We start from the raw sequence: 16911 nt of genomic DNA, 5'->3' as shown, positions 1-16911 counted from the left end.
ACGCCCGGTTACATTCCGAACCCGGAAGCTAAGCCTTACAGCGCCGATGGTACTGCAGGGGGGACCCTGTGGGAGAGTAGGACGCCGCCGAACTATTTTTGAATGGAAAGCCCCGGACCGGGATACGGTCCGGGGCTTTTCTGCGTTTATCTGCGTTTATAGGCTCCCGCCCTACCGATCCAGAGTCCTTACAGGCGGCCGGCTGATTTCAGGGAGAGGTACGCGTCAGCCAATGCCGGCGCCAGTTCTGATGGCGTTGCGTCCACGACCGTGACGCCGTGGCGAATGAGTTGGTCCGCGGTGCGGAGGCGTTCTGCTTTGGCCTGGGCGGCTGAGGCTGCGTTGTAGAGGGATTCTGCGGTGCCTCGGGAAGCCGCCATCATTTCGATGGCCGGGTCGGCCACGGAGGCCACCACTACTGTGTGGCGTTTCGTCAGGCGGGAGAGGACCGGCAGCAGGCCCTCCTCGACGGGGGCCGAGTCCAACGACGTAAGAAGGACGATGAGGGAGCGGCGGGGGGCCGCGTGCAGGGCTGTCGTGGTGAGGCCTCGGGCGTCTGTTTCGACCAGTTCCGGTTCGAGGGGGGCCATGGCGTTGACCAGAGCAGGGAGGACTTCGCCTGCTGTGCGGCCCTGGACGAGCGCGCGGACTCGGCGGTCGTAGGCCAGGAGGTCGACGCGGTCGCCGGCGCGGGAGGCCAGGGCGCCGAGGAGCAGGGCCGCGTCCATGGACGCGTCGAGGCGGGGGGCGTCGCCGACGCGGCCTGCCGAGGTCCGTCCCGTGTCCAGGACCAGGAGGATGTGGCGATCGCGTTCCGGGCGCCAGGTGCGGACGGCGACCGTGGACTGGCGGGCCGTTGCGCGCCAGTCGATGGAGCGGGTGTCGTCGCCGGGAACGTACTCGCGCAGGCTGTCGAACTCTGTTCCCTCGCCGCGCGTCAACACGCTGGTGCGGCCGTCCAGTTCGCGGAGACGAGCGAGTTTGGAGGGCAGGTGCTTGCGGCTGTGGAACGGAGGCAGGACGCGGACCGTCCAGGGGACCGTGTGGGTGCCTTGGCGGGTGAAGAGGCCAAGAGGGCCGTACGAGCGGATCGTGACGCGGTCGGCCTGACGGTCGCCCCTGCGGGTGGGCAGGAGGCGGGTCGTGATGCGGCGGCGTTCACCCGCCGGGATCGTCACTCGGTGGCGGGAGGCGTCGTGTTCCGTGCCGGGGCGCCAGGCGCTGGGGGGCCAGGCGTCGCGGAGCTGTGCGCGCAGGGGGCGGCGCGAGGGGTTGGTGACGGTGAGCGTGACGTCGGCCGGGTCTCCGAGGCGTACGGACGTGTCGCCTGAGCGGGTCAGGCGAAGGGAGCGTACGGGAGCGGCCAGGGCGAAGTCGCAGGCGCAGGCCAGGGCCAGCGGGGTGTTGACGGCCAGGATGCCCGTCCAGCTGGGCTCCCAGATGCCGATGGGGAGGGAGCCCAGGGCTGCGAGCAGGGCCGTGCGTCCGGTGAGGGCCATGTCGTCGGTCTCGTCTCCGGGCTCGTCAGCGGGGGACGGGGACGTGGGTGAGGATCGCGTTGATCACCGAGTCCGGGGTGACGCCTTCCATTTCTGCCTCCGGGCGCAGTTGGATGCGGTGGCGGAGGGTGGGGAGGGCGAGGGCTTTGACGTCGTCGGGGATGACGTAGTCCCGGCCGGTCAGCCAGGCCCAGGCGCGGGCCGTGGCGAGGAGGGCCGTGGCGCCGCGCGGGGAGACACCCAGGGTGAGGGAGGGCGATTCGCGGGTCGCTCGGCAGATGTCGACCACGTAGGCCGTGATCTCGGGGGAGATCGTTGTCTTTGCCACCGCGGCTCGGGCTGTTTCCAGGTCGGCTGCCGTGGCCACCGGACGGATGCCTGCCGCCTGCAGGTCGCGGGGGTTGAAGCCGCCCGCGTGCCGCGTCAGGACGTCGATCTCGTCCTGCCGGGTGGGCAGCGGAACGTTCAACTTGAGGAGAAAGCGGTCCAGTTGGGCCTCGGGAAGGGGGTACGTGCCCTCGTACTCGACCGGGTTCTGGGTCGCTACGACCATGAACGGGTCCGGGAGTTGGCGTGGTGTGCCGTCGACCGTGATCTGGCGTTCCTCCATCGCTTCGAGGAGGGACGACTGGGTCTTGGGCGGGGTGCGGTTGATCTCGTCCGCGAGGAGGAGGTTCGTGAACGCGGGGCCCGGCTGGAAGGAGAAGCGGGACGTGTGGGTGTCGTAGACCAGGGAGCCCGTGACGTCGCTGGGCATCAGGTCCGGGGTGAACTGGACGCGCTTCGTGTCGAGTTCGAGGGATGCGGCGAGGGCTCGTACGAGAAGGGTCTTCGCGACGCCGGGAACTCCCTCGAGCAGGACGTGGCCGCGGCAGAGGAGGGCCACGACCAGGCCCGTGACGGTGGGGTCCTGGCCGACCACGGCCTTCGCGATCTCGGCGCGCAGGGCCTCCAAAGAGGCCCGTGAGCTGCGGGGATCGGTCGTGGGCCCGGCGTTGTCAGTGGTCGGGTCCATCATGAATGGCGTACCTCTCTTTCGAGGGCGTCGAGGTGGTCGGCGAGTGCGATGAGTGCTGCGTCGGTCGCGGGTGGCGGGCCGAAGAGGAGGGTGTGCAAGTCCTGGGTGGGCGTCGGGAGTTGGCGTGCCAGGGCGGGGAGGAAGGTCTCCGGTGTGTGGGCCTGGGACGAGGGGACGCCGATGAGGGGGGCGAGCTTGGTGCGGGTGGAGATACGCAGGGCAGCTGCCGCGCGGTCGCGGGCGTTCGCCTTGCGGTAGAGGCGGGCGCGGCCTTCGACGGTTTCGGAGGCGCGGATCGCGACGGGGAGTCGTTCGGGGACCAGGGGGCCGAGGCGGCGTGCGCGCCACAGGGCGGCGAGGGCTGCCGCGATGAAGAGCTGGAGCGTGCCCCAGAGCCAGCCCTTGGGGATCAGGTCGAAGAAGCTGCGGTCGTTCTGTGCGTCGGTGGCCGCGGCGTCGTCGGAGAGGGAGGGGAGGTACCAGACCACATGGGGGCGGGTACCGAGGAGTTGGAGGGCGAGCGAGGCGTTGCCCTGCTTGTCGAGACGGTCGTTGAGAAGGATGTCGGGGGCGCCGATGACCACCGTGTCGCCGTCGCCGGTGGTCGCGGGCAGGCGCAGGAGCGTGGGCGAGCCGTCGCTCGGGTAGCAGGACTCGGCGCCGGGGAGCGTCGTGGCGTAGTGGTGGCCGCCGCCGGTGTCTGCCGTGCCGGCGCGCTGGGCCGCGGGCAGGGTGCAGTCGGGGGCGAGCGCGGTGTCGGTGCCGGGGGCGGGGGTCGCGGTGACCCCGGGGGTCAGCCGGTCGACGGAGGCGGGACCGGGGGCGACGAGGACCGTGCGGCCGCCGGAGTCGGCGGTGGCGGCCTGGAGTTGGTCCTGCTGGTGGGGCGTCAGCAGGTCGGGGACGGCGACGAGGAGGGTGGTGTCGGGGCCGGTCGCGGCCCGGGCCTCGGCGGTCGTGGTGACCCGGCGGGTGTCCACACCGCGGTCGGCGAGGAGTTCGGCGACGGCGCGGCTGCCGTACGGGTCGGCGGAGCTCGGATCGAGGGCGCCGTGCTTCTCGCCGGAGCGGATCGCCGCGATGGCCACGCCAGCGATCAGGAGGAGGACCACGGCGAGGGCGATGCCTCGCGTGCGGGTCCAGATCTGGCGGGGCGTGGGCGTGGTGGACGTGCCCCCGGAGGTGGTGGGCGGAGCAGGCGGGGGCGGGGTGGCGAGCGTCGCCGTGGCCGTGGCTCCCTGCTGGTGCTCTGGGTGGCCTGTCTGGTGTGGTGCGCCGGCCGGTGGCTGGGGCGGCGGGGTGGACGGACCGGGGCGATCGGCGTCCTGGCGGCGGTAGTTCGGGGTGCGGGGTTCGGTCACCGGGGCGCTCCCGGGGCGGCGGTCAGGGACGGCGTCGTGCGCTCGGCCTCGGTGTCCAGAGCGGCCAGGCGCTGGTACGTCTCGGGGGTCGCGGTGCGGCCGCCGTACGTGACGTCGTCGAAGTCGCGGGCTGCCGCGTGCAGACGGGCCGCGTGCTGGGGGAGCGGGCGGGCGGCCTCCGTGGCCGCTTCGTCGGCGGTGCGGCCGGGGCGCGGGTCGAGCAGCGTGCGTTCCTCCAGGGAGCGGACGAGGGCGCGCATCCGCTCCTGGACGGCCTGGTTCCAGTGGCCCTGGGCGGCGTGCGCCTCGGCGGCCGCGCGGTGCTCGGCTGCGCTGCGCGGACGGTCGTCGAAGAGCGGTGCGGCCGAGGTGGGGGAGCGGCGCGGGGTGCCGAGGCGCCACCACAGGGCGATGGCGACGGCGACGACGGCGAGCAGGATCACGACCAGGCCGAGCGTGCCGCCGGGCGCGACGCCCGAGGCGGCGGAGAACAGCCTGTCGACCCAGTCCCAGAACTTGTCGAGGGCGCGCATGAACCAGCTCGGGTCGTTCTCGTGGTACGCGGGCTTGGACAGCTCCCGCTCCGCCGCTTCCCGCGCGGGATCACGCGGGATCGTCACCGGTGGCTCGTCGCCGCCGGCGCGTGTCAGCAGGGCCGTGGCCCTGAGCACTCCCCCGGATGCGCTCACCGCATCAGCTCCCCGGGGTGGCGCCGGGGGTGTCCCCGTAGCCCTGCAGGCCGGCGGCGCGGGCGAGTTCGAGGTCGAGGGCCTCGCGGCGGATGCGCTGGTCGATGTAGAGCAGCACGGTGACGCCTGCGGTGATCGGGAAGGTGATGGTCGAGCCGATCACCGAGCCGATGGCGCTGATGATCAGGAAGGCCCAGCCGACGTTGCTGCTGGTGTCGAAGAAGGTGCCGATGCCGTCCCCGCTGACCACTCCGGCGATGACGCTGAAGGGGACGAGGATGATCGAGGTCACGACCCCGGCGATGATCTGGGCGAGGATCTGGATGCCGAAGACCCGCCACCACGAGCCGCGGACGAGCTTGGCGGAGCGGCCCAGCGCCTTGCGGACCGTCTGCTTCTCGAGCATCAGCGCGGGAGAGGCGAGCGAGAAGCGGAAGAACAGCCAGAAGGCGAGGACGACGCCGGCGATGCCGCCGAGGATCGCGAGCACGAGCCCCCCGTCCGACGAGCCGAGCGCGGCGACGAGGATGCCGGGGAGCGTGCAGACGAAGACGACCGCGACGACGATCAGCGGCAGCAGCAGCGTCAGGCCGAGCAGCCTGAGGAGCTGCGGCCGGGCGTCGCGCCAGGCTTCCCCTATGGTCACGGACTTGCCGAGCACCGCGCGGCTGGTGACCGTCGTGAGCAGGGCTGTGGCGACGATCGTGCCGAGCAGTGTGATCACCCACACCACGCCGGTGCCGATCAGGAGGCCGCCCATCGCGCGGAAGACCTCGCCCGCGCTGGCGTCCGGGTCGTCGAGGGCGTCGGTGGTCGCCGTGTCGTTGAGGAAGAAGCCCTGGAGGAGGACGAGGAGGACCTCGGCGACCACGGCGACCGTGAGCGAGATGCCGAGGACGGTGCGCCAGTACGTACGCATCGTGGACACGGCGCCGTCGAGGATCTCGCCGACGCCGAGCGGGCGCAGTGGGATCACGCCGGGCTTGGCGGCCATGGGCTTGCCCTGCCAGCCGCCCCAGCCGGGGTAGCCGGGAGCGCCGTGGCCGGGGCCCGCGCCGTTGTTGCCGTAGCCGCCCCAGCCGCCGGGTCCTCCCGGGCCGGGCGGGGCCTGCTGGCCGCCCCAGCCGCCGGGGCTCGGCGGCGGTGGGGGCGGGGTCCGGCCGGAGTCGGCGGCGGGCGGGCCGGAAGGGGCGGACCACTGTGCGGGCGGCGGCTGCTCCTTGGACCACTGGGGGCCCTGGCCCGCGTCCTGCGGAGCGGCGTCCTGCTGGCCGGCGTCCTGGGCGTCGCCGTCCTGGCCGTTGCCTTCGGGGCCGTCGGAGGGGGCAGATCCGGGCGATGCCCAGCCCGGAGTGTCGTTCATCGTCGCTCCTTCAAGGTGCCCGTCCGCGGTCGCGGCGGCAGGTTGCCTGCCATCGTGCCATGGGGCAGGCGCCCAGTGACCTGGCCCCGTAAGGGCTGGACACCTTCAATTGTCGGGCCTGTACGGGGCAGACTGGGCGGATGGCTGATCAGTACGCGGAATCCGGTGAGGACATTCGGCCCGACGAGGACATACAGCCCAAGATCATCGACGTACCGGCGATCCGGTGGGAGGAGCCCGCAGAGGGGCCCGTGCTGGTGCTGCTCGACCAGACGCGGCTGCCTGCCGAGGAAGTCGAGCTGGTGTGCACGGATCCGCAGGGTCTGGTGCAGGCGATCCGGTCCCTCGCTGTGCGCGGGGCGCCGCTGCTGGGGATCGCCGGGGCGTACGGGGTGGCGTTGGCCGCCGCGCGCGGCTTCGACGTGCAGGACGCGGCGGATGCGCTGGCGGGGGCGCGGCCCACCGCGGTCAATCTGGGGTACGGCGTGCGCAGGGCGCAGGAGGCGTACCGGGCGGCGTTGGGCAACGGCGCGGGCGGCGGGGCCGCCGTGCGGGAGCGGGCCGCGGCCGCGGCGCTCGCCGAGGCGCGGGCGCTGCATCAGGAGGACGCCGCGGCGAGCGTCAAGATGGCCGAGTACGGGCTGCGGTTGCTCGACGAGCTGCTGCCCGGTGGCGGCCACCGGATCCTGACGCACTGCAACACCGGGGCGTTGGTCTCCGGTGGTGAGGGCACTGCCTTCGCGGTGGCGCTGGCCGCTCACCGGGCCGGGCAGTTGCGCCGGCTGTGGGTGGACGAGACGCGGCCGCTGCTGCAGGGTGCACGGCTGACGGCGTACGAGGCCGCGCGCAACGGGATGGCGTACACGCTGCTCACGGACAACGCGGCGGGTTCGCTGTTCGCCGCCGGTGAGGTGGATGCCGTGCTCATCGGGGCGGATCGGATCGCGGCCGACGGTTCGGTGGCCAACAAGGTGGGGAGCTATCCGCTCGCCGTCCTGGCGCGTTATCACCATGTGCCGTTCATCGTGGTGGCGCCGGTGACGACCGTGGATCCGGCGACTCCCGACGGTGCGTCCATCGAGGTGGAGCAGCGGCCGGGACATGAGGTGACGGAGGTCACGGCGCCGCAGGCGCCGTTGGCCGGGATGGAAGCGGGAGGCGGGATTCCGGTGGCACCACTGGGAACGCAGGCGTACAACCCTGCGTTCGACGTGACGCCCCCGGATTTGGTGACGGCCATCGTCACGGAGTGGGGCGTTGTGGCGCCTGTGACAGCAGAAGCCCTGAGTGAGCTGTGTGCCAGGTCACGTCAGGTAACGATTAAGTAATGGGATGATGTGGTCCATGAAGGGACGAGTCCTTGTCGTCGACGACGACACCGCACTGGCCGAGATGCTCGGCATTGTGCTGCGTGGTGAAGGTTTTGAGCCGTCGTTCGTAGCTGACGGCGACAAGGCGCTGGCCGCTTTCCGTGAGACCAAGCCTGATCTGGTTCTCCTCGACCTGATGCTGCCCGGTAGGGACGGCATCGAGGTGTGCCGTCTGATCAGGGCGGAGTCCGGGGTGCCGATCGTGATGCTCACGGCGAAGAGCGACACGGTGGACGTGGTGGTGGGCCTCGAGTCGGGGGCCGACGACTACATCGTGAAGCCGTTCAAGCCGAAGGAGCTGGTCGCCCGGATCCGGGCGCGGCTGCGGAGGTCGGAAGAGCCCGCGCCGGAGCAGCTGGCCATAGGTGACCTGGTCATCGACGTGGCCGGGCACTCGGTGAAGCGGGACGGGCAGTCGATCGCGCTGACGCCGCTGGAGTTCGACCTGCTGGTCGCGCTCGCGCGCAAGCCCTGGCAGGTGTTCACGCGTGAGGTGCTCCTCGAGCAGGTCTGGGGCTACCGGCACGCGGCGGACACCCGTCTGGTCAACGTGCATGTGCAGCGGCTGCGTTCGAAGGTCGAGAAGGACCCCGAGCGGCCGGAGATCGTGGTGACCGTCCGTGGCGTCGGTTACAAGGCCGGACCGAGCTGACGTGTCCCGGGACAGTGCCGCTTCGGCGCCCGGGAATCCGGGGTCCGGTTCGGAGCGGCCTGTGGGACCCGCGACCGGCCGGGGCTCCTGGCTGCGCCGGGTCACGGACGGGGGTCTCCTGCTCAAGGGCGGGATGAACGGCAGCCCGGTGCTGCGCCTGTTCACCCGCTGGGTGCGGCGCCCGCTGCTGCCCGCGATGCGGCTGTGGCGGCGCAACATCCAGCTGAAGGTCGTCGTCACGACCCTGCTGATGTCGCTCGGCGTGGTGCTGCTGCTCGGCATCGTCGTCATCGGCTCCGTGCGCAACGGACTGCTCGAGGCGAAGGTGAAGGCCTCGCAGAGCCAGGCCGAGGGGGGCTTCCGCGCGGCCAAGGACAAGGCGGACTCGGCGCTGGCCGGGGAGCGTGACGGGGCGACGGGTGACAGCCGTAACTCCGGGAGCGTCCAGTCATGGGGGAACGAACTCGTCACCCAGCTCGCCAGTGGCGGCAAGGGCGCCTTCGACGTGGTCACCCTCAGCTCCAGCGAGAGCGACAGCAGTGGCCGGGCACCGCGCGGCTCCGGCGGCGTGATCCCGGACCGCAGCGTGCCGGATGACCTGCGCGCGCAGGTCGACCGGATGACCAGCGCCTCCCAGGAGTACACGCGGATCATCTACGAGAACCAGGAGTCCCAGCCGGGGCTCGTCATCGGCAAGCGGCTCACCGACCCGGAGGGCCACGCCTACCAGCTCTACTACCTCTTCCCGCTCACGCAGGAGGAGAAGTCGCTCGGCCTGGTCAAGGGCACCCTCGCGACCGCGGGGCTCTTCGTGGTCGTGCTGCTCGGTGCCATCGCCTGGCTCGTCGTGCGCCAGGTCGTCACGCCCGTGCGGATGGCGGCCGGGGTCGCGGAGCGGCTCTCCGCCGGGCGCCTTCAGGAACGTATGAAGGTGACCGGTGAGGACGACATCGCGCGCCTGGGCGAGGCGTTCAACAAGATGGCGCAGAACCTGCATCTGAAGATCCAGCAGTTGGAGGACCTGTCGCGGATGCAGCGGCGGTTCGTGTCGGACGTGAGCCATGAGCTGCGGACGCCGCTGACGACCGTACGGATGGCCGCCGATGTCATTCACGAGGCGCGGGTCGACTTCGATCCGGTGACCGCGCGGTCGGCGGAGTTGCTCGCCGATCAGCTGGACCGGTTCGAGTCGCTGCTCGCCGACCTGTTGGAGATCAGCCGGTTCGACGCCGGGGCGGCCGCGCTCGAGGCCGAGCCGATAGACCTGCGGGAAGTCGTACGACGCGTCGTCGGGGGAGCCGAGCCGCTCGCCGAGCGCAAGGGCACCCACATCCGGATCGTCGGTGACGATCAGCCGGTGGTCGCCGAGGCGGACGCCCGGCGGGTGGAGCGCGTGCTGCGCAATCTGGTGGTCAACGCCGTGGAGCACGGCGAGGGCAAGGACGTCGTGGTGCGGCTCGCCGCCGCCGGTGGCGCCGTCGCCGTCGCGGTGCGGGACTACGGGGTCGGGCTCAAGCCCGGTGAGGCGACCCGGGTGTTCAGCCGCTTCTGGCGGGCCGACCCGGCACGCGCGCGTACCACCGGGGGTACGGGCCTCGGCCTGTCGATCGCCCTGGAGGACGCGCGGCTGCACGGCGGCTGGCTGCAGGCGTGGGGTGAGCCGGGCGGTGGTTCGCAGTTCCGGCTCACGTTGCCGCGCACGGCCGACGAGCCGCTGCGCGGTTCGCCGATACCGCTGGAGCCCGAGGACTCGCGGCGCGGCCGTGCGCCCGGTGCGGGCAAGAAGCTCGCGACGGTGCCCGCGCAGGTGCCGCCCGTGCCCGCGAAGGCCCCGATAGCGCCGCGCCTCGCGCAGGCCGCGGTGCCTGTCGACCCCACGGCGCTGCCGGGCAGCGGCGCGCGCGTGGTGGCCCGCGGTGTGCCGCGCCAGCCCGACGAGCGGGACGAGCGGGAGCGCGAGCGCGCAGGCGACGTCGGTCCGGTCGAGTCGGTCGAGCAGGCGGGCGCGGACGAGAGCGGTGCGTGGCGGGGAGACGTGGCCGTGGGCGGGCGCACCGCCCAGGGTTCGGACGAGCGCGGCGAGGGGAGCGACGGCGGTCGTGAGTGAGCAGCGGGTGCCGCGTCGGCGGCGCGGGATGCGGGCCGGTGCGCTGGCCGGGTGCGGTGCCATCGTGCTCGCCGGATGCGCGTCGATGCCGGACAGCGGTGGCCTCGATTCGGTCGAGGCGTCGCAGCGGCCGGACTCACAGGTGCGGGTCTTCGCGCTGCCGCCGCGCGACGGTGCCACCCCGACGAGCATTGTCGAGGGCTTCCTCGAGGCGCTGACCAGCGACGATCCTTCGTACGCGATGGCACGCAAGTATCTGACGCCGAAGGCCGCGAAGCAGTGGCAGCCCCAGGAGCAGACGGTCGTGCTCGCCGACGGTCCCAGTACGCGGCCGACGAGCCGGCAGAACACGGGCGACGACGGGCAGATGTTCCAGCTGACGGGTTCGAAGGTCGCCACGGTCGACAAGCGGCAGGCCTACAAGCCCGAGACGGGGACGTACGGCGGGAACCTGCACCTGACGCTGGTCAAGTCGGCCAAGGGCAATCAGTGGCGGATCGACGACCTGCCGCCGGGCGTCGTGCTCGGTGAGTCCGACTTCCAGCGGATCTACCAGTCCGTCAACAAGTACTACTACGCGGTGGATCCGCCGAGCGGGGACGACTCCGAGCAGCGCCAGCTCGTCCCCGACCCCGTCTTCGTACGGCAGTGGACCGATCCGCTGACGGAGACAGTGCGGCAGGTGCTCGCCGGTCCGACGCGCTGGCTGAACCCCGCGGTGCGCACCGCGTTCCCGTCGGGCACCGCGCTGAAGGAGGGCGTGGACTCGCTCGCCCCGGACGACGCCAACAAGCTGACGGTGCCGCTGAACGAGAAGGCGGACTCCGCCAACCAGCCCAAGTGCAAGCAGATGGCGACCCAACTGCTGTTCTCCTTGCGGGACTTGTCGTCGTCGAGCGTGGACGAGGTCGAACTCAAGCGCTCCGACGGCCGGTTGATGTGCACGCTGACCGAGGACCAGGCCGATGCCCTGGCGGCGTCGCAGACGTCGGGACGTCCCGACTACCAGTACTTCCTGGACGACAAGGGCCGGCTCGTACGGGTGCCCGGCAGCAGCCAGCAGACGCCGACGCGCGTGCCGGGGCCGCTGGGCGAGGTCGAGGGTGAGCACGGCCTGCGGTCCGTGGCGGTCTCGCGCGACCAGGAGCGCGCGGCGGGCGTGACGCACGACGGGCGTTCGCTGTACGTGGCGTCGCTCATCACCAGTGCCTCGCTGGGCGACCCGCTGGCGCACAGCCGCGTGGTCGGCGCCAAGGGCGGCTTCTCGACGCCGAGTTGGGACGGGCGCGGGGACCTGTGGGTGGTCGACAAGGACCCCAAGCGCGCACGCCTGCTGGTGTTCGGGCAGGGCCTCGGCGACAATATGCAGGAGGTCTCCGTCAGCCGGCTCGACGACGACGCCCGGATCGAGGCGGTGAAGATGTCCGCCGACGGTGCGCGGATCGCCCTCCTCGTGACGGAGCAGGGCAAGACGCAGCTGCGCATCGGGCTCGTCACGCGCTCGGGCGACGGGGAGGGCGGCGTCGAGTTCTCGGTGTCCGAACTGCGCGCCGCGGCACCGGAGATGGAGGAGGTCACGGCCATGTCGTGGGCCGGGCCCAGCCGTCTCGTGGTGGTCGGCCGGGAGGCCGGCGGGCTGCAGCAGATGCAGTACGTGCCGTCCGACGGGTCCGCGCCGACCGGGCAGGCGCTGCCGGGGCTGACCCGGGTGAGCGAGATCGCGGCGTCCGAGAACGACGGACTGCCGTTGCTGGCGCACTCGGACGACGGCATCGTGCGGCTCCCCTCCGGGGCCGCGTGGCAGGCGGTGCTCGCCAAGGGGACGGCTCCGGTCTATCCGGGGTAGCGGGGCCCGGGCGCCGTCGGGGCGTCATCTCCCTGTCACTCCGGGGCAGTTGTCCACAGGGCGTTGTCCACAGGGGTGGTCGGCCGGCCCGCGGGTTGGCACAGTGGGTGTGTGCGGGGGTGGTGGCAGGACCTCTCCGACCTGGTGCTGCCGGCTCAGTGCGCAGGCTGCGGCAGGTCTCGTACGTCGCTGTGCGCGCGGTGCTCGGCGGCGTTGCGCGGTGCTGCGCCCAGGCGGGTGCGGCCGCGGCCCGAGCCCGCGGGACTGCCTGTGGTGCATGCCGCCGCGCCGTACCGGGACGCGGCGCGGGCCGCCCTCCTGGCCCACAAGGAGCGCGGGGCCCTGGGGCTCGCCGGGCCGCTCGGCGCGGCGCTCGCCGGCGCGGTGCGGGCCGGTCTGCCGCCTGCGGGGGCAGGGGCCGTGGCGCTCGTCCCCGTGCCCTCCGCACCCCGTGCCGTGCGGGCGCGGGGGCATGACCCGACGCGGCGGATCGCGTACGCGGCGGCGGCCGAGCTGCGCCGGGCGGGAGTGCGGGCGCGGGTGCTCGCGGTGCTGCGGCAGCGGCGTGCGGTGGCGGACCAGTCGGGGCTCGACGCCCGGCAGCGGCTCGTGAATGTGACCGGTGCGCTGCAGGTGGTGGGCGGTGGCGGTGGGCTGCTCACGGAAGTTGGCCGGATCGTGCTGGTCGACGACCTCATGACGACCGGTGCATCCCTGGCGGAGGCGGCGCGCGCAATACGTGCCTCGATGTGTTCGACGGCGGTCGGCGGGGAAGGCGCAGCGGATCGGGAACGCTCCGTGACAGAGACCGGAATAACGGAACGGAACGTGATCCTGGCAGCCGTGGTCGCGGCTTCTCCGGATTCTTTCGAAATAAACCGGAACTGACCGCGGATCTGCATCGTTGCAGGTAGTGAGAGGATCCATTCACCTGAATGGAGGTACGCGTCGGTAGAGGGTGACGACATCCGTCCGGGCGAGATATGTTCGGTTGTGAGGAAGTCGGCAGGAAAGACGAGCCCCACACCTCACATATCGGAATGCCCCGCCGTGGATTGCGCAGAGGTTTTCACCATCACCCGATGCGGTGGGGTGGAGATCTTGTCCACGGGGGAGGAGGAGGTGGAAGTCACCGAGTCCGAGACTCCGGCAGTGGCCGGAGTCTGGTGCAAGAGGGAGATGCTCCGCCACAGGAGCGGAGCTATCCGGGAACGGAGTTCTGCGTGGACATCGTCGTCAAGGGCCGCAAGACCGAGGTACCGGAGCGGTTCCGCAAGCACGTGGCCGAGAAGCTGAACCTGGAGAAGATCCAGAAGCTCGACGGCAAGGTGATGAGCCTGGACGTCGAGGTGTCCAAGGAGCCCAACCCCCGGCAGGCCGACCGGTGCGACCGCGTGGAGATCACGCTGCGCACGCGCGGCCCGGTGATCCGGGCGGAGGCCTCGGCGAACGACCCGTACGCGGCGCTCGACCTGGCCACGGAGAAGCTGGACGCCCGGCTGCGCAAGCAGCACAGCAAGCGGTCGACGCGACGCGGCACCAAGCGGATTTCGGCGGCGGAGGTCGCCGAGCGGGTGCCGGACGCCGCCACGCTCAACGGGGACGGCACGATCGCCAAGGACGAGTCCGAGGCGGGTGGCGTGCCGACCACCAGGATGGGTTCGCTCGAGGTCCAGGGCGAAGGCCCCCTCATCGTGCGCGAGAAGACGCACGTGGCGGCACCCATGACGCTCGATCAGGCGCTCTACGAGATGGAGCTGGTCGGGCACGACTTCTATCTGTTCGTCGACTCCGAGACCAAGGAACCCAGTGTCGTCTACCGGCGGCACGCCTACGACTACGGTGTCATCCACCTCAGCACCGACCCGATGGTCGCCGAGGTGAACGGCGCCGAGGCCGGCGACGCGATCGGCGGCTGAGCCCGGCCGGGCCCGACTGGCCGAAACCTGTCTCTCAGGTGCCCCTGGAGTGCGCGTGCGCCCCCGGGGGCACCCTTGTGCGACCCCCTCGTGCACCGCACCGTCGTCGCATGGGGGCCGAGGCATGAAATCATGGCCGTGCCGGGTCAACCGGCTTGTCGGCGCCTCGGGTTGGCCCGGCACAGGAAGACGGGCCGAGTCTTCAGGGGCCTTCAGGGGGAGGAACGATGGCGGACAGCTTCGGACCGATGCGGGGCGAGGGCGCCGGCACTGCCGACGACGGCGCCGGCATGGGACCGGACGCGGGCTCCCCGCGCAAGGAGCCCATCCGGGTCCTTGTGGTGGACGACCACGCGCTGTTCCGGCGCGGCTTGGAGATCGTCCTCAAGGCCGAGGAGGACATCCAGGTCGTCGGTGAGGCGGGCGACGGTGCGGAGGCGGTGGACAAGGCGGCCGATCTGCTGCCGGACATCGTCCTCATGGACGTACGGATGCCCAAGAGGGGCGGCATCGAGGCGTGCACCTCCATCAAGGAGGTCGCGCCCAGCGCCAAAATCATCATGCTGACGATCAGCGACGAGGAAGCCGATCTCTACGACGCGATCAAGGCGGGCGCGACGGGATACCTGTTGAAGGAGATCTCGACCGACGAGGTGGCCACGGCCATTCGCGCCGTGGCCGACGGGCAGTCCCAGATCAGCCCGTCCATGGCGTCGAAACTGCTCACCGAATTCAAGTCGATGATCCAGCGCACCGACGAGCGCCGTCTCGTGCCCGCGCCCCGGCTGACCGACCGGGAGCTGGAGGTGCTCAAGCTCGTCGCCACCGGCATGAACAACCGTGACATCGCCAAGGAGTTGTTCATTTCGGAGAACACGGTGAAGAACCACGTGCGCAACATCCTGGAGAAACTGCAGCTGCACTCCCGGATGGAGGCCGTGGTGTACGCGATGCGGGAGAAGATCCTCGAGATCCGCTGAGCTTCATCCGCTGAGTTTCAGCGGCTGACTTTCATCGGCCGAGGGCGCCGACCAGCTCCCGCTTCAGCTTCGCGTCGTCCATGCGCTCCACCCGTACGCTGTCGCAGCCGACCCAGCCCGCCGCCTCCAGCAGGGCCGCCGCCACCGCAGGAACGGCCTTCGGGCCGTCCAGGGAGACCTGCTTGGCGACCAGGGTGGTGCCCTCGCGCGCAGGGTCGACGCGGCCCACCAGGTGGCCGCCCGCGAGGACCGGCATCGCGAAATAGCCGTGGATCCGCTTCGGTTTGGGGACGTACGCCTCCAGGCGGTGCGTGAAGCCGAAGATCCGCTCCGTGCGGGCCCGCTCCCAGACGAGGGAGTCGAAGGGGGACAGGAGCGTGGTGCGGTGGCGGCCCCGAGGGGGCGACCCGAGCGCCGCCGGGTCCGCCCAGGCGGGCTTGGACCAGCCCTCGACCGTCACCGGGACCAGGCCCGTCCCCTCGATCACCGCGTCGAACTGCTCGGCCTTCAAGCGGTGGTAGTCGGCGATGTCCGCGCGCGTGCCGACCCCGAGGGCCCGGCCCGCCTGGAGGACGAGGCGGCGCAGGCACTCCGCGTCGTCCAGGTCGTCGTGGAGCAGCTCGGCGGGGATCGCGCGCTCCGCCAGGTCGTAGACCCGCTTCCAGCCGCGGCGCTCGACGCACACCACCTCGCCGTACATCAGCGCGCGCTCGACGGCGACCTTCGACTCCGACCAGTCCCACCACTCGCCCTTGTTCTTCGCCCCGCCCAACTCCGTTGCAGTCAGCGGGCCTTCGGTGCGCAGCTGCTTGATCACCTGGTCGTACGCGCCCTCGGGCAGGTCGTGGTACCAGTGCGGGCGGGTGCGGTAGGCGCGGCGGCGGAAGGCGAAGTGGGGCCATTCCTCGACGGGCAGGATGCAGGCCGCGTGCGACCAGTACTCGAAGGCGTGGCCGTCGGTCCAGTACGCGTCCTCGATCTTCTTGCGGCCCACCGCGCCCAGGCGTGCGTACGGGATCAGCTCGTGGGAGCGGGCCAGGACCGAGATCGTGTCGAGCTGGACCGCGCCGAGGTGGCGCAGGACCCCGCGGGTGCCGCCCTTGCGGTCCGGCGCGCCCAGGAAGCCCTGGGCGCGCAGGGCGATGCGGCGGGCCTCGTCGGCGGACAGGGCGGTGGTGGGACGCGGCGGGGTCGTCGTCATGGTCGGAAACGATAGGGGGCGGCACTGACAATCGGGGGCGGCGGTACGTCGGCCGAGGCTAGGGCGTGTCCGCAAAGTCCCTTCTGCCGTCCGACGCCTGGCACGCCCTCTCGCCTCACCGGGCGCAGACCCAAGTACATCCAGTACGAGGGTCGGCACCCGGCAAGCCGAGAGCACGCACCAGACGCCGCCCGGCCCGCCCTCCGGGCGGACGAAGGGACTTTGCGGACACGCCCTAGGGCGTCGGCGCCGGCAAGTACGGGGTCGGGCCGGGGATGTCGAGGTCCGAGGGCAGGAGTGAGCCGACCCAGCAGTCGCGGAGGGTTTCCTTGTTGAGGAGGCCCGCGCGGAGGGTGCCCTCGATCGTGAAGCCGGCCTTCTCGGCGACCGTGCGCGACCCCACGTTGCCCACTTCGGCCCGCCACTCGAGGCGCGTACAGGCGAGATCGGTGAAGGCCCAGCGGGCCAGGCCCAGGACGGCTTCCGTCATGTAGCCGCGGCCGCGGTGCTCCTTGGCGGTCCAGAAACCGACCTCCCACGCGCCCGCGCGCGGGTGGTGCAGCGCGACCGCACCGGCGACCGGGCCGTGCTCCTCGGTGCGTATCGCGAAGGTGTACTCGGCGTCGGTGCGCCAGCCGTCCGCGACCATGCGGCCGATGAAGTACTCCGCGTCCGCGCGCGCGTACGGCGACGGGATCGTCGTCCAGCGCTGGATGTCGGGGTCCTGCGCCGCCGCGTACACCTCGTCGATGTCGGCGGGCACGAAGGTCCGCAGCCGGAGTCGGTCGGTGGTCAGCGTCACGGGTTCCATCGCCCGATTCTGCTCGGGTTCGGGAGGGGATGCCATCACTTTTCGTGTCCCTTACCGGCACCTTCCGAGGTGCCCGGACGTTGGACCTGCTGGCA

At 71.5% G+C, this 16911-nt stretch carries 14 protein-coding genes and 1 rRNA gene; 8 read left to right on the top strand and 7 right to left on the bottom strand.

The genetic code is table 11. The annotated features are described in order from the left end of the window. A 5S ribosomal RNA gene (rrf, locus tag ACIBUY_RS19650) occupies positions 1-93 on the top strand; the annotation flags it as partial. A gap of 95 nt (positions 94-188) precedes the next feature. On the opposite strand, the gene ACIBUY_RS19645 is transcribed toward rrf, so the two are convergent. The 5 genes from ACIBUY_RS19645 to ACIBUY_RS19625 form a co-directional block, all read right to left on the bottom strand. Further along, complete coding sequence (locus ACIBUY_RS19645) at positions 189-1499, bottom strand: DUF58 domain-containing protein (protein WP_365580309.1); 1311 nt, start codon at positions 1497-1499, stop codon at positions 189-191. A 25-nt stretch (positions 1500-1524) separates the two neighbouring features. Next, on the bottom strand, positions 1525-2514 hold the full coding sequence (locus tag ACIBUY_RS19640; protein ID WP_365580336.1) for a MoxR family ATPase: 990 nt from the start codon (positions 2512-2514) through the stop codon (positions 1525-1527). Then, positions 2514-3662: a DUF4350 domain-containing protein gene (locus tag ACIBUY_RS19635; RefSeq protein WP_399153194.1), complete on the bottom strand. Its 1149-nt coding sequence runs from the start codon at positions 3660-3662 to the stop codon at positions 2514-2516. Before ACIBUY_RS19635 ends, ACIBUY_RS19640 begins: the two co-directional genes overlap by 1 nt. Positions 3663-3874: 212 nt before the next feature. After that, a complete protein-coding gene (locus ACIBUY_RS19630) occupies positions 3875-4567 on the bottom strand; it encodes a DUF4129 domain-containing protein (protein WP_365580312.1) in 693 nt (230 codons plus the stop codon). 4 nt (positions 4568-4571) lie between these two features. Continuing rightward, the gene (locus tag ACIBUY_RS19625) at positions 4572-5930 is read right to left on the bottom strand and encodes a glycerophosphoryl diester phosphodiesterase membrane domain-containing protein (protein WP_365580315.1); all 1359 of its coding nucleotides are present in this window, start codon (positions 5928-5930) and stop codon (positions 4572-4574) included. Between the two features lie 140 nt (positions 5931-6070). On the opposite strand from ACIBUY_RS19625, the gene mtnA reads away from it, so the two are divergent. The 7 genes from mtnA (at position 6071) to ACIBUY_RS19590 (ending at position 14804) form a co-directional block, all read left to right on the top strand. Next, positions 6071-7258, top strand: a complete 1188-nt coding sequence (mtnA, locus tag ACIBUY_RS19620; protein WP_399153166.1) for an S-methyl-5-thioribose-1-phosphate isomerase — start codon at positions 6071-6073, stop codon at positions 7256-7258. Between the two features lie 4 nt (positions 7259-7262). Next, positions 7263-7952 carry a two-component system response regulator MtrA gene (gene mtrA / locus ACIBUY_RS19615; protein WP_199836122.1) on the top strand — a complete coding sequence of 230 codons (690 nt, stop codon included), beginning with the start codon at positions 7263-7265 and terminating at the stop codon, positions 7950-7952. A 1-nt stretch (position 7953) separates the two neighbouring features. Then, positions 7954-10059: an MtrAB system histidine kinase MtrB gene (mtrB, locus tag ACIBUY_RS19610; RefSeq protein ID WP_399153165.1), complete on the top strand. Its 2106-nt coding sequence runs from the start codon at positions 7954-7956 to the stop codon at positions 10057-10059. A 28-nt stretch (positions 10060-10087) separates the two neighbouring features. Beyond that, entirely contained in the window at positions 10088-11905 is a 1818-nt protein-coding gene (locus ACIBUY_RS19605) for an LpqB family beta-propeller domain-containing protein (RefSeq protein ID WP_399153193.1), read from the top strand. A 111-nt stretch (positions 11906-12016) separates the two neighbouring features. Further along, complete coding sequence (locus ACIBUY_RS19600) at positions 12017-12793, top strand: ComF family protein (protein WP_399153164.1); 777 nt, start codon at positions 12017-12019, stop codon at positions 12791-12793. Between the two features lie 335 nt (positions 12794-13128). Continuing rightward, entirely contained in the window at positions 13129-13824 is a 696-nt protein-coding gene (gene hpf, locus ACIBUY_RS19595; RefSeq protein ID WP_399153163.1) for a ribosome hibernation-promoting factor, HPF/YfiA family, read from the top strand. Positions 13825-14051: 227 nt separating this feature from the next. Beyond that, entirely contained in the window at positions 14052-14804 is a 753-nt protein-coding gene (locus ACIBUY_RS19590; protein WP_365580331.1) for a response regulator transcription factor, read from the top strand. Between the two features lie 31 nt (positions 14805-14835). Here the strand turns inward: ACIBUY_RS19590 and ACIBUY_RS19585 are convergent, their stop codons facing one another. Together ACIBUY_RS19585 and ACIBUY_RS19580 are read right to left on the bottom strand one after the other, a co-directional pair. After that, complete coding sequence (locus tag ACIBUY_RS19585) at positions 14836-16005, bottom strand: winged helix-turn-helix domain-containing protein (RefSeq protein WP_399153162.1); 1170 nt, start codon at positions 16003-16005, stop codon at positions 14836-14838. Between the two features lie 235 nt (positions 16006-16240). Then, positions 16241-16816 (bottom strand): GNAT family N-acetyltransferase, encoded by a 576-nt coding sequence (locus tag ACIBUY_RS19580; protein WP_365577156.1) that lies wholly within the window; start codon positions 16814-16816, stop codon positions 16241-16243. Positions 16817-16911: the final 95 nt, after the last annotated feature.

The sequence above is a fragment of the Streptomyces sp. NPDC050085 genome (genome assembly GCF_044460595.1).
Taxonomy (GTDB): domain Bacteria; phylum Actinomycetota; class Actinomycetes; order Streptomycetales; family Streptomycetaceae; genus Streptomyces.
Note: the sequence above shows the minus strand (reverse complement) of the source record. Positions and strands in the feature narration are given on the sequence as shown.

Coding starts and splice junctions, on each gene's coding strand:
- ACIBUY_RS19645 (WP_365580309.1), bottom strand. CDS start 1,499: ATGGCCCTCACCGGACGCACGGCCCTGCTCGCAGCCCTGGGCTCCCTC.
- ACIBUY_RS19640 (WP_365580336.1), bottom strand. CDS start 2,514: ATGGACCCGACCACTGACAACGCCGGGCCCACGACCGATCCCCGCAGC.
- ACIBUY_RS19625 (WP_365580315.1), bottom strand. CDS start 5,930: ATGAACGACACTCCGGGCTGGGCATCGCCCGGATCTGCCCCCTCCGAC.
- mtnA (WP_399153166.1), top strand. CDS start 6,071: ATGGCTGATCAGTACGCGGAATCCGGTGAGGACATTCGGCCCGACGAG.
- mtrA (WP_199836122.1), top strand. CDS start 7,263: ATGATGTGGTCCATGAAGGGACGAGTCCTTGTCGTCGACGACGACACC.
- ACIBUY_RS19605 (WP_399153193.1), top strand. CDS start 10,088: ATGCGGGCCGGTGCGCTGGCCGGGTGCGGTGCCATCGTGCTCGCCGGA.
- ACIBUY_RS19590 (WP_365580331.1), top strand. CDS start 14,052: ATGGCGGACAGCTTCGGACCGATGCGGGGCGAGGGCGCCGGCACTGCC.
- ACIBUY_RS19585 (WP_399153162.1), bottom strand. CDS start 16,005: ATGACGACGACCCCGCCGCGTCCCACCACCGCCCTGTCCGCCGACGAG.
- ACIBUY_RS19580 (WP_365577156.1), bottom strand. CDS start 16,816: ATGGAACCCGTGACGCTGACCACCGACCGACTCCGGCTGCGGACCTTC.